Consider the following 22920-nt stretch of genomic DNA (forward strand, 5'->3'; position numbering starts at 1 on the left):
CAACCTAGACAGAGCCCACCTCGGCATCGCAGGCCACGCCCCCATCGACCGAATCAACAACGGTCGAGGTCAGTACATCTAGAGCGGACGAGTACCGGCCTGAAGGCCGGGCGGGCCCCTCTGTGTCACTAGATGACGCAGTGGGTTCCGCCCGGCCTTCGTCGTTGTTACTGTGTCTCCACAACCGAAGCGGGCGACCGCTGACGTGGTGCGACAGCCGAGCCCGGCACCCGCCCGCCCCCTCCCTTTTCGACGGCCTCCGCCGGCGGAGCGAGGGCGCCCGTGACGCTGATCGACACCCGAGGGACCATGGACTGTACCGACGCGCGGTTCTCATTCGAGCTGTATCCGCCGCGCAACGAACGCGCCGCCGCCGCACTGCCGGCGACGATCGACCGCCTCGCCGCCGCCGGTCCCGACTTCATCTCGGTGACCTACGGGGCGAACGGCTCGTCGCGCGCGTCGTCGCTGGAGGTGCTGCGCTACATCCTCGAGCGCACCGATGTGAGCCCGATGGCGCACCTGACCTGCGTCGGCTCCACGCACGCCGAGGCGAACCGGCTCATCCGCGAGTTCCTCGACGCCGGGATCCGGCGCTTCCTCGCGATCCGCGGCGACCCGCCCGCGGGGCTGGCGCCGGGGGAGGACGGGCTCGGCGACATCAAGAGCTCCTCCGAGCTCGTCCAGCTCATTCACCGGGTGCAGGCCGAGCGCGTCCCGTACGGCGCCCTGCCGGTGCCCGGGCTCCCGGCTCAGGCCGTGCTCTCGCATCGCGAGCGCGTGCAGATCGCGGTCGCGGCGTTCCCGCACGGGCACCCGTCGCGTACCGTGTCGCAGGACATCGACGCCCTCCTCGCCAAGCAGGCGGCCGGCGCGAACCTGGGGATCACCCAGCTCTTCTTCCACGCCGAGGACTACCTCTCGTTCGCGCAGCGGGCGAAGGACGCCGGTGTGACGTTCCCGATCCTGCCCGGCATCATGCCGGTCACCTCGCCGGCGCGGCTCGCCCGCATGCTGGAGCTCAGCGGCGAGGACCTCCCGAGCGACCTCGCCATCCAGCTCGAGGTCGAACCGGACGACGAGGGCCGCCGCGAGCTCGGCATCGCCTGGACCGCGCGCCTGGCCCAGCGGCTGCTCGACGGCGGCGCTCCGGGTATCCACCTCTACACGTTCAACCAGCACAGCGCCGTCCTCTCGGTCCTCGAGAGGGTGGGGCTGCTGGATCCGACCCCCTCCACCATTTCCACCACCTCCGCCACCTCGCAGAAAGCAGGCGACCCCGCATGACCGACACCACCACCGAACGTCCCGCCTTCCCGGTGGGCACCATCATCGGCTATCCGCGCATCGGCCGGCGCCGCGAGCTCAAGAAGGCCGTCGAGGCGTTCTGGGCCGGGCAGAGCACGGCTGACGAGCTGGAGGCCACGGCCGCCGCGCTGCGCGCCTCCACCCGCGAGCGGCTGGCCGCGCTCGGCCTCGGCCGCGACGACGCCGCGATCCCGGAGAGCTTCAGCTACTACGACCAGGTGCTCGACGCCGCGGTGACCGTCGGGGCCGTCCCGTCCCGGTTCGCCGGCCTCGCCGCGGCCGACGGCTCGGTCGATCTCGCGGGCTACTTCACCATCGCCCGCGGCGAGGGCGACAAGGCGCCGCTGGAGATGACCAAGTGGTTCGACTCCAACTACCACTACCTCGTGCCGGAGATCGGGCCGGAGACGGACTTCCGGCTCGCGTCCGACCGCATCGTCCGCGAGTTCGAGGAGGCCCGCGCCGCCGGGTTCGTCACGCGCCCGGTGATCGTCGGCCCGGTGACCTTCCTGCTGCTGAGCAAGCCGAGCGACGAGGCGCCGGAGGGCTTCCGCCCGCTGTCGCGGCTGGGCGACCTGCTGCCGGTCTACCGCGAGCTGCTGGCCCGCCTCGCCGCCGCCGGCGCGCCGTGGGTGCAGCTGGACGAGCCCGCGCTCGTCTCCGAGAGCATCGAGGAGCCGCGCACGGAGGTCCTCGAGGCCACCCGTGCGGCCTACGCCGAGCTGGGCGGCGCCACCGAGCGCCCGGCGATCTTCGTCGCTGCGCCGTACGGCAGCCTGGACGACGCCCTCCCGGTGCTCGCCGTGGCTCCGGTGGAGGCGATCTCCCTCGACCTGGTGAAGGGCGCCATCCCGACCGGCCTCGACGCAGCCGCCCGAACCGGCCTGGCCGGCAAGACGCTCGTCGGCGGCGTGATCGACGGCCACAACATCTGGCGAGGCGACCTGGAGGCCGCCTTCGGGAAGCTGACCGAGCTGCTCTCGTTGAGCCCCGATGTCGCCGTGTCGACGTCCACGTCGCTGCAGCACGTCCCGCACGATGTCGAGGACGAGCCGGACCTCGACGCCCGGCTGAAGACCTGGCTCGCGTTCGCCGACCAGAAGGTCGGCCAGGTTGCCGTGCTCGCGCGCGGGATCGTGGACGGCCACGAGGCGGTGCAGGACGAGCTGACCGCGGCGACCGCGGCGCTCGCCGACCGTGCCGCCGCACCGGGCGTGCGCGTCGAGGCCGTGCGCACCCGCGAGGCCGCGCTGACCCGCGCGGACTTCCGCCGCGGCGAGTACGGCGACCGGCAGGCCGCGCAGGACGAGGCGCTTCACCTGCCGTTCCTGCCGACCACCACGATCGGGTCGTTCCCGCAGACGGCGGACATCCGCCGCTCGCGCGCGCAGCTGGCCAAGGGCGTCATCGACGAGGCGGAGTACCTGGGCCGCATGCAGGCGGAGATCAAGCGCGTGGTCGACCTCCAGGAGGAGATCGGCCTGGACGTGATCGTGCACGGCGAGCCCGAGCGCAACGACATGGTGCAGTACTTCGCCGAGAACCTGGACGGCTTCGCGGTCACCCAGAACGGCTGGGTGCAGTCGTACGGGTCGCGCTGCACGCGCCCGTCGATCCTGTGGGGCGACGTGTCGCGGCCGAAGCCGATCACGGTGGACTGGTCGACCTACACGCAGACGCTGACCGAGAAGCCGGTCAAGGGCATGCTGACCGGGCCGGTCACGATCCTCGCGTGGTCGTTCGTGCGAGACGACCAGCCGCTCGGCGAGACCGCGCGTCAGGTGGCCCTGGCGCTCCGCGACGAGATCGCGGACCTGGAGGCCGCGGGCATCCGCGTCGTGCAGGTGGACGAGCCGGCCCTGCGCGAGCTGCTGCCGCTCAAGCGCGCCGACCAGCCCGGGTACCTGGAGTGGTCGGTGGGGTCGTTCCGGCTCGCGACCTCCGGGGTGGCGGACGCGACCCAGATCCACACGCACCTCTGCTACTCGGAGTTCGGCGTGGTCATCGACGCGATCCGCAACCTGGACGCGGACGTGACCAGCATCGAGGCCGCCCGCAGCCGCATGGAGGTCGTGCACGACATCCAGCGCTCCGGCTTCGAGCACGGGATCGGCCCGGGCGTCTACGACATCCACTCGCCGCGCGTGCCGTCGGTCGCCGAGGTGACGGAGCTGCTGGAGACGGCGCTCAGCGCCATCCCGGGCCGTCAGCTCTGGGTGAACCCGGACTGCGGGCTCAAGACCCGCGGCTACGACGAGACCGTGGCCTCGCTGCGCAACATCATCGCGGCGACGCGCGACGTGCGGGAGCGCGTGGGCGTGAACGCCTGACCTTCGCGCCGGCCGAGGCCGCGCTACCCCTGTTCCGCTCTCCGCGGACGGGGGAGCGCGGCCTCTGCCGTTCGGGGATGATGAGCGCATGGTGCGCATCGCGGACGACGAGTTCGAGCGGCTCGTGGACGACGTCTTCGACGGTCTGCCTGACGACATGGTGCGGCCGCTGGAGAACGTGGCCTTCATCATCCAGGATCAGCCGCCCGGCGCTCGGCCGCGGCTGTACGGGCTGTACACCGGCCATCCGCTGACGCGGCGCGGGGTCTACGGGTTCGGGGAGCTGCCGGACCGGATCACGCTGTTCCGCAACAACCTCGAGGCGTCATGCGAGACGGTCGAGCAGCTCCGCGAGCGAGTGCGCGTCACCCTCGTGCACGAGATCGGCCACTACTTCGGCCTCACCGACGCCCGCCTCCAGGAACTCGGCTGGGCCTGACCCCACCCCTCCGCAGCCGAGACGTGACTAATCGCGGAAATCGCCGTGGCGATTCCCGCAACTAGTCACGTCTCGGGTCAGACGGCGCGGAGGACGGCGACGACTTTGCCGAGGATTGTGGAGTAGTCGCCGAGGATCGGCTCGAAGTTGGAGTTGCGGGGGAGCAGCCAGGTGTGGCCGTCGCGCTGGCGGAACACCTTGACGGTGGCCTCCTCGTCGAGCATGGCCGCGACGATGTCGCCGTTCTCCGCGGTGTTCTGCGCGCGGACGACCACCCAGTCGCCGTCGCAGATGGCGGCGTCGATCATGGACTCGCCGATCACCTTGAGCATGAAGAGCTCGCCGTTTCCGACGAGCTGGCGGGGGAGCGGGAACACCTCCTCCACCTGCTGCTCGGCGGTGATCGGGACGCCGGCGGCGATGCGGCCGACGAGCGGTACCATCGCGGCGTCGCCGACCGGGGTCTGGCTCTCGAAGTCGGGGGTGGCCGACGGCAGGTCGATGAGGATCTCCAGCGCACGCGGCCGGTTCGGGTCGCGGCGGAGGTAGCCGCTGAGCTCGAGCTGGTTGAGCTGGTGGGTGACGGACGAGAGGCTGGAGAGGCCGACGGCGTCGCCGATCTCGCGCATGCTCGGCGGGTAGCCGCGCTGGCTCACCGACCGCTGGATCACGTCGAGGATGGCGAGCTGCTTCTCGCTGAGGTTCTTGCGGCGCCGCGTGCGCGGAGCCTGGTTCTCGTTCGACACGCTCGTCCCTTCGTGACCGTCGCCGGCACCCGGGGGAACCGAATGTCGGTGGTGCCTGGTTGTCTTACGTCCAGACAATCGAAACTGTATCCACAGTACGGCTGCCCGACAAACATGTGTTCGAGTGTGTCTCGAAATACGTGCGGGTTTTTTCGCCGGCCCGAGGATTGCGGTCTCGAACATTCGAAGATATATTCGGAACAGAGCTTCGACCGGAGCCTTTGGAGGTCACGATGAGCACAGCAGTGATTCACAGCGTTGGTATGAACAACGTCGAGGTGGGTGGCGCGCAGGCGGCCGGGCGTGTTCGGCTGCGGCTCACGCGGCGCGGGCGCGTCGTGCTGACGATGCTCGTGGCGCTGCCGATCGTGATCGGTGCGATGGTGTTCGCGCTCAACGGCGGGGGTGCGGCTGCGACCGGCGAGCAGACGCACGTGACCTTCCACTACGTGACGGTCCAGTCGGGCGACTCGCTGTGGTCGGTGGCGTCGCGGATCGCGCCCAAGGCCGACCCGCGCGATGTGATCGCGGAGCTGGTGAGCCTGAATGGGTTGTCGTCGGCGGTTGTGACGCCGGGGCAGCAGTTGGCGATTCCTACGCGGTACGAGAAGTAGGGGGGGCTCGGGCGCGTCAGAACCGCCGGCGCTGCCGACCAAGGGGGGGAAAGAACGTGGGGGACATCGCCAACCTGCCTAGCGCCGCGTAGCTGCCCCGCGTGAGCGAGGTGGTTACCGCCCCCCACTCCTCACCACCCCAGGCCGCCGCCAAGGCAGGAGATTTGGTGCGACAGGCCGGGCGATTTCCTGCGGAAGGGGGTTCGGCAGGAGATTCGGGCGAGTTTTCCTGCGGGGCGGGGGATACCACCTCCACGGTCCGCCGCGACAGCGCCACCCCTGGGTGAAGGAGATTTGGTGCGACTGGCCGGGCAAACTCCTGCGGAAGGGGGTACGGCAGGAGATTCGGGCCGGTTCTCCCTTTTGCGGGGCGCAGTGGCGCGGCGGGTGTCGGGTCGCGGAGGGGGCGCCCCGGGGCGTCACACGGCGGAAGCGCCCAGCGGCGCTGACTACCATTGAAGGGTGACTTCTCTCTCCGATCTTCCGATCCGTGACGACCTGCGCGGCCGCACTCCGTACGGGGCGCCGCAGAAGGTCGTGCCCGTCGCGTTGAACGTGAACGAGAACACGCATCCGGTTCCGGAGGACGTCGCCGCCGACATCGTCGCGCGGGTCGCCGTCGCGGTGACCGGGGTGAACCGCTACCCCGACCGCGAGTTCACCGAGCTGCGCGAGGCGTTCGCCCGGTACCTCGGGCACGGACTCACGGCCGAGCAGCTCTGGGCCGCGAACGGGTCCAACGAGGTGCTCCAGCACATCCTGCAGGCTTTCGGCGGACCCGGGCGCAGCCTCCTGGGCTTCGCTCCGACGTACTCCATGTACCCGCTGCTCGCCTCCGGCACCGGCACGAGCTGGATCGCTGCCGGACGCGACGACGATTTCGAACTGTCCCCCGAGACCGCGGCGGCCGCCGTGCGCGAGCACGACCCGGACATCGTCATCCTCTGCTCGCCGAACAACCCGACCGGGACCCCGCTGTCGCTCGAGACGGTCGAGGCCGTCTACGCCGCGGCGCGCGGCATCGTGATCGTGGACGAGGCGTACGCGGAGTTCATGCCGGAGGGCGAGCCGTCGGCGCTCACGCTGCTCCCCGGGCGCGAGCGGCTGCTGATCTCGCGGACGATGAGCAAGGCGTTCGCGTTCGCGGGCGCGCGCGTCGGCTACCTGGCCGCCGATCCCGCCGTGGTGGACGCCCTGCGGCTGGTACGCCTGCCGTACCACCTGTCCGCTCTGACGCAGGCGGCAGCGCTCGGCGCGCTCGCGCATGCGGACGAGATGCTCGCGATGGTCGGCGAGATCCGGACGCAGCGTGACCGGCTCGTCGTGGAGCTCGCCGAGCTCGGCTACCTCCCGCACCGCAGCGGCAGCAACTTCGTGCTCTTCGGGGGTGTCGACGACCCGCATGCGGTGTTCGAGGCGCTCCTGGAGCGGGGCGTCCTCATCCGGGACGTCGGCATCCCGAACCACCTGCGCGTCACCGCGGGCACCGAGACCGAGACCACCGCGTTCCTGGAGGCGCTGCGCGCTCTCGGCCGCCCCTCCGGAGCCGCGACGGCCGGCGCCCAGTCGGTAAGCTCGCAGTCATGACGAATCGGACCGCCCAGCTTCAGCGCGCGACCAGCGAGTCGAGCATCGAGCTCAGCCTCGACCTCGACGGCACCGGGAAGTCCGACATCCACACGTCGGTCCCGTTCTACGACCACCTGCTGACCGCGTTCGCCAAGCACTCGCTCACCGACCTGACGGTGCGCGCGAGCGGCGACACCGACATCGACGTGCACCACACGGTGGAGGACGTCGCGATCGTCCTCGGTCAGGCCATCAAGAAGGCGCTCGGCGACAAGTCCAGCATCTCCCGCTACGGCGACGCGCTGGTCCCGCTCGACGAGGCGCTCGTGCAGGCCGTGGTCGACATCTCCGGACGCCCCTACCTCGTGCACGGCGGCGAGCCGACCGGGTTCGAGTTCCACCTGATCGGCGGCCACTTCACCGGGTCGATGGTGCGGCACGTCTTCGAGGCGATCGCGTTCAACGCCGGGCTGACCGTGCACGTCACGGTCGTCGGCGGCCGCGACCCGCACCACATCGCGGAAGCCGAGTTCAAGGCGTTCGCGCGCGCGTTCCGCCAGGCGAAAGCACTCGACCCGCTGGTGTCCGGCATCCCCTCCACCAAGGGCGCGCTGTGAGCGCACCCGACGTCGTCGTCTTCGACTACGGGACCGGCAACGTCCACTCCGCGGTCAAGGCGCTGGAGGCCGCCGGCGCGAACGTCGAGCTCACCGGCAACCGCCGTCGTGCGCAGGAGGCCGACGGACTCCTCGTCCCCGGCGTCGGCGCCTTCGCCGCGGTCATCGACGCGCTGCGCCGCTCGCACGGCGACGAGGTCATCGACCGGCGGCTCGCGGGCGGACGACCGGTGCTCGGCATCTGCGTCGGCATGCAGGTGCTGTTCGAGCGCGGCGTCGAGCACGGCATCGAAAGCGAAGGGCTCGGCGAGTGGCCGGGCACGGTCGACCGGCTGCGCGCCGACGTCGTCCCGCACATGGGCTGGAACACCGTCCAGGCGCCGGAGGACTCCGTGCTGTTCGACGGCATCCGCGACGAGCGCTTCTACTTCGTGCACTCATACGCGGCGCAGGACTGGACGCTGGAGGCCACGGGTCCGTTCCCGCAGCCGCGGGTGACCTGGGCCGAGCACGGCTCGCGTTTCGTGGCGGCGGTGGAGAACGGGCCGCTCACCGCGACCCAGTTCCACCCGGAGAAGTCCGGTGAGGCGGGCCTGAAGCTGCTGCGCAACTGGATCGGCTCGCTCTAGCGCCATCCCCGTCCGTCACGCGGACCCGAACGACCCCGACAGAGGAAACCCACACCGACATGAGCGAACTCACGCAATCTCCCAAGCTCGTACTGCTGCCCGCCGTCGACGTCGCCGACGGCAAGGCCGTCCGACTGACGCAGGGCGAAGCCGGCAGCGAGACCAGCTACGGCGACCCGGTCGACGCCGCCGCCGAATGGGTGGACGCCGGCGCCGAGTGGATCCACCTGGTCGACCTGGACGCCGCGTTCGGCCGCGGCGACAACCGCGACCTCCTGAAGAAGGTCATCGACCAGACCGACGGCGTCAACATCGAGCTCTCCGGCGGCATCCGCGACGACGCGTCGCTGGAGCACGCGCTGGCGATCGGCGCGACCCGCGTCAACCTCGGTACGGCGGCGCTGGAGAACCCGGAGTGGGCGGCCGACGCGATCGCCCGCTACGGCGAGGCGATCGCGGTCGGCCTGGACGTGCGCGGGACGACGCTCGCGGCGCGCGGCTGGACGCGCGAAGGCGGCGACCTGTGGGAGGTGCTGGACCGCCTCGAGCAGGCCGGCTGCGCCCGCTACGTCGTCACCGACGTGACCAAGGACGGCACGCTCAAGGGCCCGAATCTGGACCTGCTGCGCCAGGTGATGGAGCGCACCGAGCGACCGGTGGTGGCCTCCGGCGGCATCTCCAGCCTCGACGACATCGCCGCGCTGCGCGCGCTGGTGCCGCTGGGACTGGAGGGCGCTATCGTCGGCAAGGCGCTCTACTCCGGAGCGTTCACCCTGCCCGAGGCGCTGGATGTCGCCGGCGACTGAGCCCGAGGAGGGCGACCGCGGGCCCGAGGGCGGTCGCAGGGAGCCGTCCTCCGGATCTGCCTCGCCCGGCCCCACCTCCACTGGCGCCGACCGGCTGGCCGGGTTCGCGGCGACGCTCGCCGGATTCGCCGCCTCACCCGGTGACTCCGCAGGGCAGCCCTGGGCGGGCCGCGAGTTCGACGACAACCCGTTCGGTGACGACGACGGGTCCGCGCCTCCCGAACTGCTCGGGGCGCTCGCCGCGTTCCGGGCGGGCGAGGTCGGAGCCGAGGCCGTGGTGGACGCCGTGCGCGCGGTGCGCCTCCTCATCCCGCTCGTCGCCGAGCTGGGCGAGGAGGGCGTCAGCGACGCCGGGCTCGCGGTCGACAAGACCCAGGAGCTGTCCCTCGTCACCGTCGCGGGCCCGGACGGGCGCCGCGTCCTTCCCGTGTTCTCGTCGGTGACGGCGATGCAGGCCTGGAATCCGCTGGCGCGACCGGTCCCGGCCGCCGGTCCGCGCGCAGCGCTCGCCGCCGCGTCGGAGGAGACCGAGCTGCTGGTGCTCGACCCCACCTCCGAGACCGAGTTCGTCCTGCGGCGGCCCGCGGTCTGGGCGCTCGCGCAGGGGCAGCCCTGGCTGCCGAGCCACCGCGACCCCGTCGTGGTGACGGCGTTCCGGGCGTCGATCGCGTCCGAGCTCGGCGTGCTCGACGTGGAGCTGGCGGCGGGCGACCCGGACTACCGCCTCGCCGGTGACGAGCTCGTGGTGCGGCTCACGCTCGCCGCGGGCCTGACCGCCGAGGAGCTGAACGCCATCCTGTCCCGGCTCGCACAGCGCTGGGCCGCCGACGATGCGATCGCGACCCGGGTCGACTCCCTCCGCGTCCAACTCACCGCCGGCCCCTGACACGCGAGTACGCGGATAATCTGGCTACTCGGCGGCTTCTGACCGATTATGCGCGTACTCGATGGGCGGCCACCGGGCGCGAACGGTGGCGGTCGGGCGGGGTCAGGCGGCCGTGGGGAGCATGCGGAGGACGGCGACGACGGACAGAACCGCAACGATCGCGACGAACCCCACCAGCACCGGGACGAGCGGCCAGAGGGTGAGCGCGACGCCGACCAGCAGCACCGGCAACGCCAGCCCGATGTAGGCGATCAGGAAGATCGCCGCCAGCACCTCGCCGCGCCGCTCGGGTGCGGCGAGCGAGCCGGCGACCAGGATGGACGCCCGGAACAGCATCCCGACCCCCGCGCCGGCCAGCACGCCCGCGACCAGGAACACCGGCAGCGAGTCGCCCAGCACGCCGACCGCCAATCCCGCGAGGCCGACGACCACGAGCGGCACGGCGACGATCAGCGTCGTGCGCGACCGCAACGGTGCGAAAACGATCTGCGACACCGCGGACGCCGCGAACACCGAGAACGGCACGACGCCGGCGACGAGGTGCGACGCGACATGGAAGGTCCCGGCCAGGACGCTCGGCGCAAGCGATGTGAACAGGCCGAACACGGCGAAGCCCGCGAAGGCGGCGACGGCGGCGGCGGAGAACGCGCCGCGGGACGCCGCGGGCACCGAGATGCGCTGCGGCCGGTACGCGGGGCGCTCCTCCGCGCGCTCCACCGTCTCCGGCACCAGGGCGACCGCCAGCGCGGCCAGAGCCAGGACCACCAGGAACACGGCGTACGGCAGCAGCAGCGGCGCGGGCAGGAACTGCGCGAACACGCCGCCGATCAACGGTCCGAGCGCCAGGCCGCCGGTGTTGACGACCGTGGAGACCGTGCTCGCCAGCCGCGACCCCTCTGCCGGTCGGGCGACCGACCTCAGCTCGCCGAGATGCGCCGTCGCGCTCGCCGTGAGCGCCCCGACGCCGACGCCGGAGATCAGGCGGGCGACGATCAGGCCGCTCACGTCGTTCCAGACCAGGAACACTGCCGCCGCCACGATCTCCAGCACGATCGCGACGAGCACCATCCGGCGCCGGCCGGCCCAATCGCTCAGGTGGCCGATCAGGAAGAGGCTCGCGATCACGCCGACCGCGTACGCCGCGAAGATCACCGTGACGACCCAGGTCGGGAAGCCGTTCCGCTGCTGGTACAGCGCATACAGCGGGGTGGGGATGGTCGAGAACGCCATGACGGCGAGGAACGCCGCGGCGACGATCCAGAAGCCGGCGCCGTGACGGAGACGCCACGGCCGTGCGGCCGAAGGCGTCGTCGCGGAGCGCGGGAGGGTGGCGGGGGCTTTCATCGACATGCCCACATCCTCCGCCCCGAGCGGCAATCGTGTCCAACGAAGGCAGGCGATGGTTGCGATCGGTCAAGACGATCGAGAACATGGTCGCATGGACACCCGTCAGCTCGAGTACTTCGTGGCCGTTGCCGAGGAGCTCAACTTCACGCGTGCGGCCGCGCGCGTCTTCGCCGCCCAGTCCACCGTCTCGGCCGGGGTGGCCGCCCTGGAGCGCGAGCTCGGCGCCCGGCTGTTCGAGCGCGACGCGCACGGCGTCACCCTCACGAGCACGGGGGAGGCCGCGCTCGCCGAGGCGCGCGTCGGCCTCCAGTCGGTCGAGCGGCTGCGTGACCTCGCGGCCGGCGACGGACCGCTGCGGGGTGTGGTCCGGGTGGGGATCTTCACCAATCTGACCTCCATCGACCTCCCGGGGATCATGGGCGAGTTCCGCCGCAGGCACCCCGCCGTCGACCTCCGGCTCGGACCGTCGCCGAGCGGCTCCACCGGGCTGGCGGACGACGTCCGGCAGGGGCGGCTGGATGTCGCCTTCTACGGTCTCCCTGACCCGGTGCTCGGCGCGACGATGCTGCCGCTCGCCGACGTGCCGTTCGTCGCAGTGCTCCCCGAGGGCCATCCGCTCGCGGCCCGCGCCGCCGTCCCGCTCGCGGAGCTGGCCGCCGAGCGCTGGGTGGACGCGCGCGAGGGCTTCGGCAACCGGGTCGTGCTCGACCGCGCGCTCGCCGCCGCGGGGCTCGGCCGCGAGGTCGCGACGGAGGTGTCCGACCTGGGCGAGATCCCGCGGTTCGTGGCCGCAGGGCTCGGCGTCGGCGCCCTGCCGGAGCTCACGGTCAATCGTGCGGAGGGCGTCGTGATCCGCCCGCTGACGCCGCGCGTGGACTGGCGGCTGAGCGTGCTGGCGCATCCCCGCCCCGGCGCGGCCGCCCGCGCCCTGCTCACGCTCATCGCGGAGCGGTTCGGCCGGCCGGTTCCGCCTACGCTGGAGGGACCATGACCGTCTTCGCCGCCCTCGTCCTGTTCGTCAACGCCGTCTTCAACGTGATCGCCTGGCCGCGCTTCTTCGCCCGGGTGCGTTCCGACCAGCGTGCCAGGGACGCCGCCGGACGCCCCACCGCCTTCCTGCGCGTGCACGCGGTGCTGCTGGGCATCGCCCTCCTGCTCGCGCTGCTCTCGGCGGTCGCCGGGGTGCTGTTGCTCCTCGCCTGAGCCGGATGGGAGCATGAGGGCATGCCCATCACGATCACCGGCGACGCCGAAGCCGACGCCCTCCTCGACCAGTCCCCGTTCGCCCTGCTCGTCGGGATGATGCTCGACCAGCAGATCGCGATGGAGACCGCGTTCACCGGCCCAGCCAAGCTGCGCGACCGTCTGGGCTCGCTCGACCCGGCCGGGATCGCCGCACTCGACCCCGACGAGCTGGTCGCCGTGATGAAGCAGACGCCGTCCGTGCACCGCTTCCCCGGCTCCATGGCCGGCCGGTTGCAGTCGCTGTCCGCCGCGATCGTCGACGACTGGGGCGGCGACACCGCCGCGATCTGGACCCAGGGCGACCCCAGCGGCGCGGAGGTGCTGCGCCGGCTGAAGGCGCTGCCCGGGTTCGGCGAGCAGAAGGCGAAGATCTTCCTGGCGCTCCTCGGCAAGCAGAAGGGCCTCCAGGCGCCCGGCTGGCGGGAGGCCGCGGGCGACTACGGCGCGGAGGGCTACCGCTCGGTCGCCGACATCGTCGACCCGGAGTCGCTGACGAAGGTGCGCGAGCACAAGCGCGCGATGAAGGCGGCGGCGAAGGGCTGACGCCCGCGGGCACGGCGGCGATGTCGGCGGCGGCCGATAGCGTAGCGGTGTGTTCCTACTCGACGGTGTGATCGTCACCAGCGCCAGCGATCTGACCGAGGCGTCCAAGTGCGAGTTCGCCTTCCTGCGGACGCTCGACGTCAAGCTCGGCCGGCTGGAGAAGACCGAAGAGGTCGAGGATCCCATGTACGTGCGCTCGTCGCGGCTGGGCGACGAGCAGGAGCATCACATCCTGGAGCGCTACCGCGAGCGCTTCGGCGACGGGGTCGCGGAGATCGAGCGGCCCGAGTCGCTGACCGCCGAGAGCCTCGCGGAGGCCGTCCGCCGCACCGCCGACGCCTTCGCGCGGGGAAGCGAGGTCGTCTTCCAGGCCACCTTCTTCGACGGGTCGTTCGTCGGCTTCGCGGACTTCATCGTGCGGCTGCCCGACGGCCGCTACCGCGTCCAGGACTCCAAGCTCGCGCGCAGCGCCCGGGTCACCGCGCTGCTGCAGCTCGCGGCCTACGCCGAGCAGCTGCGGCGCACCGGCGTGGAGGTCGACGGCACGGTCGAGCTCCTGCTGGGCGACGGCTCCGTCAGCGAGCACCGGCTGTCCGACATCGAGCCGGTGTACCGCAAGCGCCGCGCCCGGCTGCTCGACATCATCGCCGAGCACGTGGCCGACCCGGGCCCGGTGGAGTGGGGCGACCCGCGGTTCACGGTCTGCGGCCGCTGCGACACCTGCGACGCCGAGGTCACGGCCGCCCGCGACGTGCTGCTGGTCGCGGGGATGCGCGTCACCCAGCGCGAGCGTCTCGCCGCGACGGGCATCACGACCATCGACGCGCTCGCGGCCTCCACCGCGCCGGTCGAGGGCGTCCCGGACGGCACGCTCTCCGGGCTGCGCGAGCAGGCGCGGCTGCAACTGGAGGCGGTGGAGGGCGCCCCGCCGCCGGTGCGCGTCTTCAACGCGCCGGTGCTCGCCGTGCTGCCCGAGCCGAACCCCGGCGACATCTTCTTCGACTTCGAGGGCGACCCGCTCTACACGGAGGGCGCGGGCGAGCGCTGGAACCTCGACTACCTGTTCGGGATGGTCGACCAGGACGCCCGGTTCACCGCGTTCTGGGCGCACGACTTCGCCGAGGAGCGCGTGGCGCTGGAGCGCTTCCTGGAGTTCGTCCGCGAGCGCCGTGCCACGTTCCCCGGCATGCACATCTACCACTACGCCGCCTACGAACAGACCCATCTGCTCTCGATCTCCGCCCGGCACGGCGTCGGCGAGGAGGAGGTCGACGGCCTGCTGCGCGACAACGTGATGGTCGACCTGTACCCGCTGGTGCGCAAGTCGGTGCGTGTCGGCTCGCGGTCCTACTCCATCAAGAAGCTGGAGCCGCTCTACATGGGCTCCGAGCTGCGCCAGAGCGAGGTGACGAACGGCGCGGACTCCATCACCGAGTACGCGAACGCGCGCGACCTGATCGCGCTCGGCCGGTTCGACGAGGCACAGCCGCTGCTCGACGCGCTCGCGGACTACAACCGCTACGACTGCGTCTCCACCCTCCGCCTGCGCGACTGGCTGCTGGCCCGCGCCGCCGAGGCGGGCGTCCCGATCGGCGCCGCGCCGATGGAGGAGCCGGAGCAGGCGCCCGAGGAGTCGCCGCTGCGCGCTGGTCTGCTCGGGTTCGCCGGCGACCCGCTCGACCCCCACCGCACGCCCGACCGGGAGGCGATGGCGCTCGCCGCGGCCGCGATCGACTTCCACCGGCGCGAGCAGAAGAGCTTCTGGCAGAGCCACTTCTCCCGGCTCATCCAGCCGGTGGAGGAGTGGGCCGACACCCGTGACGTGCTGGTCGTTGAGACCGTGCGCGTGGTGCGCGACTGGTATCTGGACGAAGGCCAGCGGGTGGAGCGGCGCGAGCTGCTGCTGTCGGGTCAGTGGGGCGCGGGCAGCGCGGTGCGGGTGAGCGAGAACTCGGGGCCGTTCCTGCTCTACGAGTACCCCGGTCCGTTCCGGCTGCTGCGCGCCCAGCCCGGTGCGCGCACGGTGCGCAGCGCCGCCGTGATCGCGGTCGCCGACGACGGCTCGGTGCTGGTGCGCGAGAACCTGCCGGAGGACGTGGAGGCGTACCCCCACCTGCCGATGGCGCTCACGCCCGCTCCGCCGCCGAACACCCGTCCGCTCGCCGAGGCGGTGCGGGAGTGGGGCACGGACCTGTTGGAAGCCCGCCGCAACGACCGCTGGCCGCGGAACGCGACCGTCGACCTGCTCCGGCGCACGCCGCCGCGCACGCGCTCGGGCACGCTGGCGCCCGAGGGGCCGGAGGACGGCAGTGGGCGCATCGCCGCCGTCACCGCGAGCCTGCTCGACCTGGACGCCTCCTACCTGGCGGTGCAGGGCCCTCCCGGCACCGGCAAGTCCTACCTCGGCGCCCACGTGATCGCCCGGCTCGTGGCCGCGCACGGCTGGCGAGTCGGTGTCGTGGCCCAGTCGCACGCGGTGGTCGAGAACCTGCTCGACCGCGTCGTGGACACCGGCCTCGATCCGGCCCTCGTCGGCAAGGTGCCGAGCGGCGCGGCCGAGGCGCCCCGGTTCACGCCGTTGCGCCGGAACGGCCAGCTCGAGTTCGCCGCCGAGCGCGAGGGTCGCGGCTACGTCCTCGGCGGCACGGCCTGGGACTTCGCCAACGTCGCGCGCATCCCGCGCGGGAGCCTCGACCTGCTCGTGATCGACGAGGCCGGGCAGTTCTCGCTCGCGTCGACCATCGCGGTCGGCGTCGCCGCGCGCAACCTCCTGTTGCTCGGGGACCCGCAGCAGCTCCCGCAGGTCAGCCAGGGCAGCCATCCCGAGCCCGTGGACGGCTCGGCCCTCGGCTGGGTGAGCGACGGCCACGACGTGCTCCCCGCCGAGTTCGGGTACTTCCTCGCGGAGAGCCGCCGGATGCACCCCGCGCTGGCGGAGGCGGTGTCCCGGCTGGCGTACGAGGGGAAGTTGCATGCCCACCCGAGCGCCCGCGACCGCGAGCTCGGCGGCGTCGAGCCCGGCCTCCACCCGGTGCCCGTGGAGCACGTGGGCAACGCGACCGCGTCGCCTCAGGAGGCCGCGGCCGTCGTCCGCATCGTGGACGACCTGATCGGCCGCTCCTGGAGCGACCCCGGTGCGGGCGTCGAGGACGCGCCGCTGGGTCAGGACGACGTCATCGTGGTGACCCCGTACAACGCGCAGCTCGCCGAGGTGCGCGAGCTCCTCGACGCGGCGGGCTTCCCGCAGGTGCGGGTGGGGACCGTCGACAAGTTCCAGGGTCAGGAGGCGGCCGTCGCGATCGTCAGCCTCGCCGCGTCGTCGGCCGCCGACGTGCCGCGAGGGATGTCGTTCCTGCTGATGAAGAACCGGCTCAACGTCGCGATCTCCCGGGCGAAGTGGGCGGCGTACCTGGTGCACTCGCCTGAGCTGACCGAGTTCCTTCCGACGACCCCGGCCGGGGTGGGCGAACTCAGCGCATTCATCCGGCTGGTCGAGCCGGGCGCGCCGGATCGGGCCGCCGTGGCTGCCGGTGAAGCCGCTGGTGAGGCGCGGGCCTGAGAGCTACGGTGGAGGCGTGTCCCCGGAGGAACTGCAGGAGCTCGTCATCCTGCGACGAGCGCGCGACAAGATCGACCGCGAGTACGCCGAGCCGCTCGACGTCCCCACGATGGCCGCGTCGGCCTTCATGTCGCCGTCGCACTTCGCGCGCCGGTTCCGCGCGGTCTACGGCGAGACGCCCTACAGCTACCTGATGACCCGGCGGATCGAGCGTGCGATGGCGCTGCTGCGCGAGGGGATGTCCGTGACCGAGGCGTGCATGGCCGTCGGCTGTACCTCGCTCGGCTCGTTCAGCTCGAAGTTCACCGAGGTGGTGGGGGAGCCGCCGACGAGCTACCGCGCGCGCGAGCACCGCGCGGTGCTCGCGATGCCCAACTGCATCGCGAAGCAGCGGACGCGGCCGGTACGGTCGAAGCCCATCCCCGGGTGAAAGGAACGAGCAGGAATGGAGAAGCGCGGCGCGCGCCGCGTTCCTAGAGTGGCCCTATGACCATTTCGCTTCAGTACTCGCACATCACCGTCACGAACCCCGAGGAGTCCCTCGCGTTCTATCGTGACGCGCTGGGGCTGGACGTCCTCAACGACGTCGAGTCGGGCGGCCACCACTGGATCACCCTCGGTGTCGCGGGTCAGCCGGGAACCGAGATCGTCCTCTCCGACCCGTACGCCGGCCGCTCCCAGGCCGACGGCGACGCCATCCAGGAGCTCGTCGCCAAGGGCGTGCTGACGAACGTCGTCTTCCGCACCGAGGACGACCTCGACGGCGTGTTCGAGCGTGTGCGCGCCAGCGGCGCAGAGGTGCTCCAGGAGCCGAAAGACCAGCCGTGGGGCCCGCGCGACTGCGCCTTCCGCGACCCGTCCGGCAACATGGTGCGCATCCTGCAGTCGGCGGCCCAGCCCGCCTAGGCGGCCCAGCCCGCCGAGACGGCGATCCGGTGTGCGCCGGAGGTCCCCCAATGGCCTCCGGCGCACACGTACGTCCGATTCTTCCGGAGGCGGCCGGCCCTGGCCAGAGTGTTCGCACCTCAGATCGGACATCTGACCGCGGGACGGGCGCCGTCACATTTCGGAACGCGGTTTGCCCTCCCGCTCCTCGCTTGGAAGGCTCGATGTGCCGCCACCCGTTCGCCGGCACATCCCACCCCTTCACAAGAGAGGCACAGCCATGCCCGACGCCACCCCGTCCGGAACCGTCCCCGCGCTCCCCGAGAAGCCGAAGCGCTCGAAGACCCCGTGGATCGTCGGCATCGCCGTTGTCGCGGTCCTCGCCGTCGTCGGCGGCGTCGTCGCGGTCGTCAACGCGAACAGCAGCGGCGCGGCCGGTGCCGCGGGGAAGACTGTCACCGTCAAGATCGGCACGACAGAGCAGGCGGCTCCGTACTGGCCGATCCTCGAGAAGGAGGCCGCGAAGCAGGGCATCGACATCCAGGTCGTGGGCTTCCGCGACTACACCCAGGCCAACCCGGCGCTCGCCGACGGCCAGCTCGACCTGAACCTGTTCCAGCACCTCCAGTTCCTGGCGAACTACAACGTGCAGTCGAAGCAGGACCTCGTGCCGATCGCGTCCACGCTGGTGGTCCCGCTCCCGCTCTACTCGAAGAAGTACACGTCGGTCGACGCGATCCCGCACGGTGCGCAGATCGCCATCCCGAACGACGCGACCAACCAGGCGCGCGCGCTGCTCGTCCTGCAGAAGGCCGGCCTGCTGAAGCTGAAGGACGGCGGCAACACCCTCGCGACCCCCGCGGACATCGTCGCGTCCGAGTCGAAGGTGACCGTCATCGCGGTTGACGCCGCCCAGACCGCGCCGGCGCTCGACTCGGCCGCAGCCGCCATCGTCAACAACAACTTCGCCCTGACGGCCGGGCTCGACCCGAAGTCCGCTCTCTTCCAGGACGACCCGAAGAGCTCCACGGCCGAGCCCTACATCAACGCCTTCGTCGCCCGCGCGAAGGACAAGGACAACGCGACCTACCTCAAGGTCGCCGAGCTCTACCACACCAAGGCCGTGCAGGACGCGGTGCTCGCCGACTCCAAGAACACCGCTGTGATCGTGCAGAAGCCTCAGGCCGACCTCATCGCGATCCTGCACTCGCTGGAGAAGTCCATCAAGGCGGCGAAGTAGGCGTGAGCGCCCTCATCGAGTTCCGCGGCGTCACCAAGAGCTTCCGCTCGGGGGACGCCGCGGTCTCCGCCGTCGCGGACATCGACCTGACCATCGAGCGCGGCGAGATCTTCGGCATCATCGGCTACTCGGGCGCGGGCAAGAGCACGCTGCTGCGGCTGATCAACGCGCTGGAGCACGCGACCTCCGGCTCGGTGATCGTCGACGGCCGCGACCTGACCACACTGCGTGAGCGCGACCTGCGGAGCGTGCGGGCGGGGATCGGGATGATCTTCCAGCAGTTCAACCTGTTCCGCTCGCGCACCGTGTTCGCGAACATCGCCTATCCGTTGAAGGTCGCGGGCTGGCCGGCCGACAAGCGCAAGCAGCGCGTCGCCGAGCTGCTCGCCTTCGTCGGGCTGACCGAGAAGGCGTGGGCGTACCCCGACCAGCTCTCCGGAGGCCAGAAGCAGCGCGTCGGCATCGCCCGCGCGCTGGCGACGAACCCGGCCATCCTGCTCGCCGACGAGGCGACCAGCGCGCTCGACCCGGAGACCACCGCCGACGTGCTGGCGCTGCTCAAGCGGGTCAACGCGGAACTCGGCGTGACCATCGTCGTCATCACGCACGAGATGGAGGTCGTCCGCTCGATCGCCGACCGCGTCGCCGTGCTCGACTCGGGGCGGATCATCGAGCTCGGGACCGTTTTCGACGTGTTCTCGAACCCGCAGACCGCGACGTCGCAGCGCTTCGTCGGCACCGTGCTCCGCAACCAGCCGGGCGAGGCCGACATCGAGCGGCTGCGCGGCAAGCATGCCGGCCGGATCGTCTCGGCGCGCATCCACGACGACGGCCGCCTCGGCGCGGTGCTCTCCGACGCGGTCGGGCGGCACGGCGTGCGGTTCGAGATCGTCTACGGCGGCATCTCGGCGCTGCAGGGCCGGTCGTTCGGGAGCCTCACACTCGAGCTGCTCGGCGAACCGGAGGCGGTGGACGCGCTGGTCGCGGAGCTCCGCACGGTGACCGAGGTCGAGGAGGTGGCGGCATGACGGACTGGTCGACGCTCTGGCCGGTGTACCTGACCGCCATCGGGCAGACGCTCTGGATGGTCGTCGCCACCCTCGTGCTCGGCGGTGTGCTCGGGCTGGCGCTCGGTGTGTTGCTGTACACCACGCGGCCCGGCGGACTGCTGGAGAACCGCGTGCTGTCGGCGGTGCTGAACGTCGTGGTGAACTTCGTCCGCCCGATCCCGTTCATCATCTTCATGACGGCGGTGGCGCCGCTGACGCAGGCGGTGCTGGGGACGTTCCTCGGGACCCCCGCGGCGATCTTCCCGATGACGATCGCGGCGACCTTCGCGATCTCCCGCATCGTCGAGCAGAACCTGGTCACGATCGACCCCGGTGTGATCGAGGCGGCGCGCGCGATGGGGTCGAGCCCGTGGCGGATCATCTCCACGCTGCTCATCCCGGAGGCGCTCGGACCGCTGATCCTCGGCTACACGTTCGTGTTCGTCGCGATCGTGGACCTGTCGGCGGTCGCCGGCAGCCTGGGCGGCGGTGGGCTCGGGGACTTCGCGATCTCGTACGGCTACCAGCGCTACAACTGGGTCGTGACGTGGGTGGCGGTGCTGACGATCGTGGTGCTGGTGCAGCTGGCGCAGTTCGTCGGGAACCGGCTGGCGCGGAAGGCGCTGCGCCGGTGAGTTTTCGGGTCGGCCGTTACGCCTTCGCGGTGTAGCGGCCGACCGGACGGAGGCGAAGCGGGCGCTCGCGGTACTCGGCGAGGGCGTGCACGATCCAGCCGGCGGTGCGGGCGGTAGCGAAGATCACCTCGCCCGCGTCGTCGGCCATCCCGCCCGCGAGGGACAGCGCCGCCAGCGCCAGGTCGACGTTCGGTGCGGCGCCGGTGCGGTCGCGCAGCAGCGCGGTCAGGGCGTGGACGGCCGCGGTCACGGCTTCGGCGCCGGGGACGCCGGCCAGCATCCCGAGCAGGATGCGTCCGCGCGGGTCGCCTGCCGGGTAGAGCGGCTGGCCGAAGCCGGGGACGGGCCCCCGGCCGTCCACCACGGCGTCGGCGACGACCCGGGCGGCCTCCTCCCCGGCGGCGATCCGGGCGAGCATCCGGTGTGCGGCGCGACTGGCGTTGCCGTGCAGCGGGGAGTCGAGGGCGCCGAGGCCGGCAACCACCACGGCGTAGGCGGTCGCGCGCGCGGACGCGGCGGCGCGGGCCGCGAGCGTGGAGACGGCGAGGTCGTGGTCGAGGAGGAGGACCAGGGCGGCGTTCAGGGTGCGCACGGCCTCGGGGGAGCCAGGCAGTGGGGAGAGGCGGGACCAGAGGTCGGCGGCCAGTCCGTCGCTCTGCGGGGGCGATTTCTGAGGCAGTACTCCGACCATCCCCGCGATCAACCGCTCCGCCGCCCCTGCCACCGCCTCCGGGTCCAGCGACGTGCGCAACGGGTCGGCGGCCGCCAGCGCCGTCACCGCAACGAGTTGCCGGTCGCGGTCGCCCGCGCCGGCCGGCAGCGCCGCTGCGACCCGGCGGGCGGCCTCGACGCCGGGACCGGGTGCGAACCGCGCCGTTGCGTCCCAGTCGCCGGTGAGCGCCCAGCGCGCGACGACCTCGAACGGCTCCTGCGCCAGCTCGGCGGCCGGCCGGCCGCGGTAGTACAGCTCGCCGTCGTCGATCAGTGCGAAGTCGGTCTCGATCACCATCAGTGGCCGGCCCTCCGAGCGTGCAGGCGCGGGGGAGGCGCGGCGGCGGCGCGCAGAGGCGAAGGTCTCCACCTCCAGGGCGTCGAAGCTCGACCCTGCCGCGGTTCGCTCGCGGGCGAGCAGGCCGCGCGCGACGTAGGCGTACAGCGTCTCGAGCTTGACCCCGAGGCGCTCGGCGGTCTGTTCGGCGGTGAGCCGCGGGAGGTCGCTCATATTGATCCGATCAACATTGACGTAACTTGCGTCCACGTTCACACTACTGGCATGGACCGCATGAACGACACCCTCATCGACGTCCCGCGCGGACTGACCAACGTCGTCGCCGCCACCACCGCGCTCGGCGACGTCCGGGGGCACGAGGGCTTTTACCACTACCGCCAGTACTCGGCCATCGACCTGGCGCGCGAGCGCACGTTCGAGGACTCCTGGTACCTGCTGCTGTTCGGCGAGCTGCCGTCGGCGCCCGAGCTGGCGGCCTTCCGATCGCGGATCGCCGCGGCGCGCCGCATCCCGGAGCCGGTCGCCGCGCTCCTGCCCGCGATCGCCCGGCTGACCGCCGGCGGGGACGCCCTGGCCGGACTCCGGATGGCGCTCGCGGCGGTCGCCGCCGCCGACGGGATGCGCCCGGTCTACGACGGGGACGCCGAGACGCGCCTGCGCGACGCGATCCGGGTCGCGGCGGTCACGCCGGTGCTGCTCGCGTCGCTCCACGCGTACGCGGAGGGCCGCACGCCGCAGGAGCCGCGCGACGACCTCGGCCACGTCGCCGACTACCTGCGGCTGATCACCGGGCGCACGCCGGACGCCGAGCACGAGCACGCGCTCAGCGCATACCTGACGGCCGCGATCGACCACGGCTTCAACGCCTCCACCTTCACCGCCCGGGTGATCGCGTCCACCGGCGCGGATGTCGCTGCGGCGGTGGACGGCGCGCTCGGCGCCCTCTCCGGCCCGCTGCACGGCGGCGCGCCCAGCCGGGCGCTCGACACCCTCGACGCGATCGGGACGCCCGACCGCATCGACGCGTGGATCACCGACACCGTCCGCTCGGGCGGCCGCGTGATGGGCTTCGGCCACGCGGTCTACCGCACGGAGGACCCGCGGTCGGCGCTGCTGAAGGAGGTCGCCCAGGGCTTCGGCGGCGAGCGGGTGGAGTTCGCGGTGCGGGTGGAGGAGCGCGTCCAGCAGCTCCTCGAGGAGCTGAAACCGGGGCGCGGGCTGCACACCAACGTGGAGTTCTACGCGGGCGTCGTGATGGAGCTGTGCGGCATCCCGCGGGAGCTCTTCACGCCGACGTTCGCGGCGGCGCGCGTCGTCGGCTGGACCGCGCACATCCTGGAGCAGGCGGCGGACGGCAAGATCCTGCGGCCGTCGTCGCGCTACGTCGGGCCGCCGGCGCCCGAGCCGCTCCCTGGGCGGCCGATCGCCGCCTGACCGCGGGCCGCTCCGGGGCGTATCGTGCTG

General features: G+C 72.0%; 22 protein-coding genes. 19 read left to right on the forward strand and 3 right to left on the reverse strand.

Going from position 1 to position 22920, the window contains the following annotated elements; all coding sequences use genetic code 11:
• Positions 1-309: 309 nt before the first annotated feature.
• The 3 genes from AC1ROW_RS00005 (at position 310) to AC1ROW_RS00015 (ending at position 4077) form a co-directional block, all read left to right on the forward strand.
• Positions 310-1287: a methylenetetrahydrofolate reductase gene (locus tag AC1ROW_RS00005; RefSeq protein ID WP_493016845.1), complete on the forward strand. Its 978-nt coding sequence runs from the start codon at positions 310-312 to the stop codon at positions 1285-1287.
• On the forward strand, positions 1284-3638 hold the full coding sequence (metE, locus tag AC1ROW_RS00010) for a 5-methyltetrahydropteroyltriglutamate--homocysteine S-methyltransferase (RefSeq protein ID WP_493016846.1): 2355 nt from the start codon (positions 1284-1286) through the stop codon (positions 3636-3638). Before AC1ROW_RS00005 ends, metE begins: the two co-directional genes overlap by 4 nt.
• Before the next feature lie 88 nt (positions 3639-3726).
• On the forward strand, positions 3727-4077 hold the full coding sequence (locus AC1ROW_RS00015) for a metallopeptidase family protein (protein ID WP_179605547.1): 351 nt from the start codon (positions 3727-3729) through the stop codon (positions 4075-4077).
• A 77-nt stretch (positions 4078-4154) separates the two neighbouring features.
• Here AC1ROW_RS00015 and lexA read toward each other — a convergent pair whose 3' ends face one another.
• Positions 4155-4823 (reverse strand): transcriptional repressor LexA, encoded by a 669-nt coding sequence (gene lexA / locus AC1ROW_RS00020; protein WP_493016847.1) that lies wholly within the window; start codon positions 4821-4823, stop codon positions 4155-4157.
• Positions 4824-5086: 263 nt separating this feature from the next.
• Here lexA and AC1ROW_RS00025 point away from each other — a divergent pair, with 263 nt between their 5' ends.
• The 6 genes from AC1ROW_RS00025 (at position 5087) to AC1ROW_RS00050 (ending at position 9944) form a co-directional block, all read left to right on the forward strand.
• Entirely contained in the window at positions 5087-5437 is a 351-nt protein-coding gene (locus tag AC1ROW_RS00025; protein WP_493016848.1) for a LysM peptidoglycan-binding domain-containing protein, read from the forward strand.
• A 462-nt stretch (positions 5438-5899) separates the two neighbouring features.
• Positions 5900-7024 (forward strand): histidinol-phosphate transaminase, encoded by a 1125-nt coding sequence (locus AC1ROW_RS00030; protein ID WP_493016849.1) that lies wholly within the window; start codon positions 5900-5902, stop codon positions 7022-7024.
• Positions 7021-7623: an imidazoleglycerol-phosphate dehydratase HisB gene (gene hisB, locus AC1ROW_RS00035; RefSeq protein ID WP_493016850.1), complete on the forward strand. Its 603-nt coding sequence runs from the start codon at positions 7021-7023 to the stop codon at positions 7621-7623. The genes AC1ROW_RS00030 and hisB overlap by 4 nt, the downstream gene beginning before the upstream one ends.
• On the forward strand, positions 7620-8252 hold the full coding sequence (hisH, locus tag AC1ROW_RS00040) for an imidazole glycerol phosphate synthase subunit HisH (protein WP_493016851.1): 633 nt from the start codon (positions 7620-7622) through the stop codon (positions 8250-8252). Before hisB ends, hisH begins: the two co-directional genes overlap by 4 nt.
• Positions 8253-8311: 59 nt before the next feature.
• Positions 8312-9058, forward strand: a complete 747-nt coding sequence (gene priA, locus AC1ROW_RS00045) for a bifunctional 1-(5-phosphoribosyl)-5-((5-phosphoribosylamino)methylideneamino)imidazole-4-carboxamide isomerase/phosphoribosylanthranilate isomerase PriA (RefSeq protein WP_493016852.1) — start codon at positions 8312-8314, stop codon at positions 9056-9058.
• Positions 9042-9944, forward strand: a complete 903-nt coding sequence (locus tag AC1ROW_RS00050) for an SseB family protein (protein WP_493016853.1) — start codon at positions 9042-9044, stop codon at positions 9942-9944. The genes priA and AC1ROW_RS00050 overlap by 17 nt, the downstream gene beginning before the upstream one ends.
• Positions 9945-10046: 102 nt before the next feature.
• Here AC1ROW_RS00050 and AC1ROW_RS00055 read toward each other — a convergent pair whose 3' ends face one another.
• A complete protein-coding gene (locus tag AC1ROW_RS00055) occupies positions 10047-11294 on the reverse strand; it encodes an MFS transporter (RefSeq protein WP_493016854.1) in 1248 nt (415 codons plus the stop codon).
• Between the two features lie 88 nt (positions 11295-11382).
• On the opposite strand from AC1ROW_RS00055, the gene AC1ROW_RS00060 reads away from it, so the two are divergent.
• The 9 genes from AC1ROW_RS00060 to AC1ROW_RS00100 all read left to right on the forward strand — a co-directional run bounded on the left by AC1ROW_RS00060 (position 11383) and on the right by AC1ROW_RS00100 (position 20447).
• A complete protein-coding gene (locus AC1ROW_RS00060) occupies positions 11383-12282 on the forward strand; it encodes a LysR family transcriptional regulator (protein ID WP_493016855.1) in 900 nt (299 codons plus the stop codon).
• Entirely contained in the window at positions 12279-12494 is a 216-nt protein-coding gene (locus tag AC1ROW_RS00065) for an SCO4848 family membrane protein (RefSeq protein WP_493016856.1), read from the forward strand. The genes AC1ROW_RS00060 and AC1ROW_RS00065 overlap by 4 nt, the downstream gene beginning before the upstream one ends.
• Positions 12495-12515: 21 nt before the next feature.
• Entirely contained in the window at positions 12516-13079 is a 564-nt protein-coding gene (locus AC1ROW_RS00070; RefSeq protein ID WP_493016857.1) for an HhH-GPD-type base excision DNA repair protein, read from the forward strand.
• Between the two features lie 49 nt (positions 13080-13128).
• Complete coding sequence (locus AC1ROW_RS00075; protein ID WP_493016858.1) at positions 13129-16638, forward strand: TM0106 family RecB-like putative nuclease; 3510 nt, start codon at positions 13129-13131, stop codon at positions 16636-16638.
• A 16-nt stretch (positions 16639-16654) separates the two neighbouring features.
• Positions 16655-17068, forward strand: a complete 414-nt coding sequence (locus AC1ROW_RS00080) for a helix-turn-helix transcriptional regulator (RefSeq protein ID WP_493016859.1) — start codon at positions 16655-16657, stop codon at positions 17066-17068.
• A gap of 56 nt (positions 17069-17124) precedes the next feature.
• Positions 17125-17544, forward strand: coding sequence for a VOC family protein (locus tag AC1ROW_RS00085; RefSeq protein ID WP_369962927.1), 420 nt, complete (start codon positions 17125-17127; stop codon positions 17542-17544).
• A 259-nt stretch (positions 17545-17803) separates the two neighbouring features.
• Positions 17804-18763: a MetQ/NlpA family ABC transporter substrate-binding protein gene (locus AC1ROW_RS00090; protein WP_493016860.1), complete on the forward strand. Its 960-nt coding sequence runs from the start codon at positions 17804-17806 to the stop codon at positions 18761-18763.
• Positions 18764-18765: 2 nt separating this feature from the next.
• The gene (locus AC1ROW_RS00095; RefSeq protein ID WP_493016861.1) at positions 18766-19791 is read left to right on the forward strand and encodes a methionine ABC transporter ATP-binding protein; all 1026 of its coding nucleotides are present in this window, start codon (positions 18766-18768) and stop codon (positions 19789-19791) included.
• Positions 19788-20447: a methionine ABC transporter permease gene (locus AC1ROW_RS00100; RefSeq protein WP_493016862.1), complete on the forward strand. Its 660-nt coding sequence runs from the start codon at positions 19788-19790 to the stop codon at positions 20445-20447. Before AC1ROW_RS00095 ends, AC1ROW_RS00100 begins: the two co-directional genes overlap by 4 nt.
• Before the next feature lie 16 nt (positions 20448-20463).
• Here AC1ROW_RS00100 and AC1ROW_RS00105 read toward each other — a convergent pair whose 3' ends face one another.
• On the reverse strand, positions 20464-21669 hold the full coding sequence (locus AC1ROW_RS00105; protein WP_493016863.1) for a citrate/2-methylcitrate synthase: 1206 nt from the start codon (positions 21667-21669) through the stop codon (positions 20464-20466).
• 51 nt (positions 21670-21720) lie between these two features.
• Between AC1ROW_RS00105 and AC1ROW_RS00110 the strand changes: the two genes are divergently transcribed.
• Complete coding sequence (locus tag AC1ROW_RS00110) at positions 21721-22890, forward strand: citrate synthase (protein ID WP_493016864.1); 1170 nt, start codon at positions 21721-21723, stop codon at positions 22888-22890.
• The last annotated feature ends 30 nt before the right edge of the window (positions 22891-22920 follow it).

Source organism: Leifsonia sp. GW821-FHT13C09, from assembly GCF_058806435.1.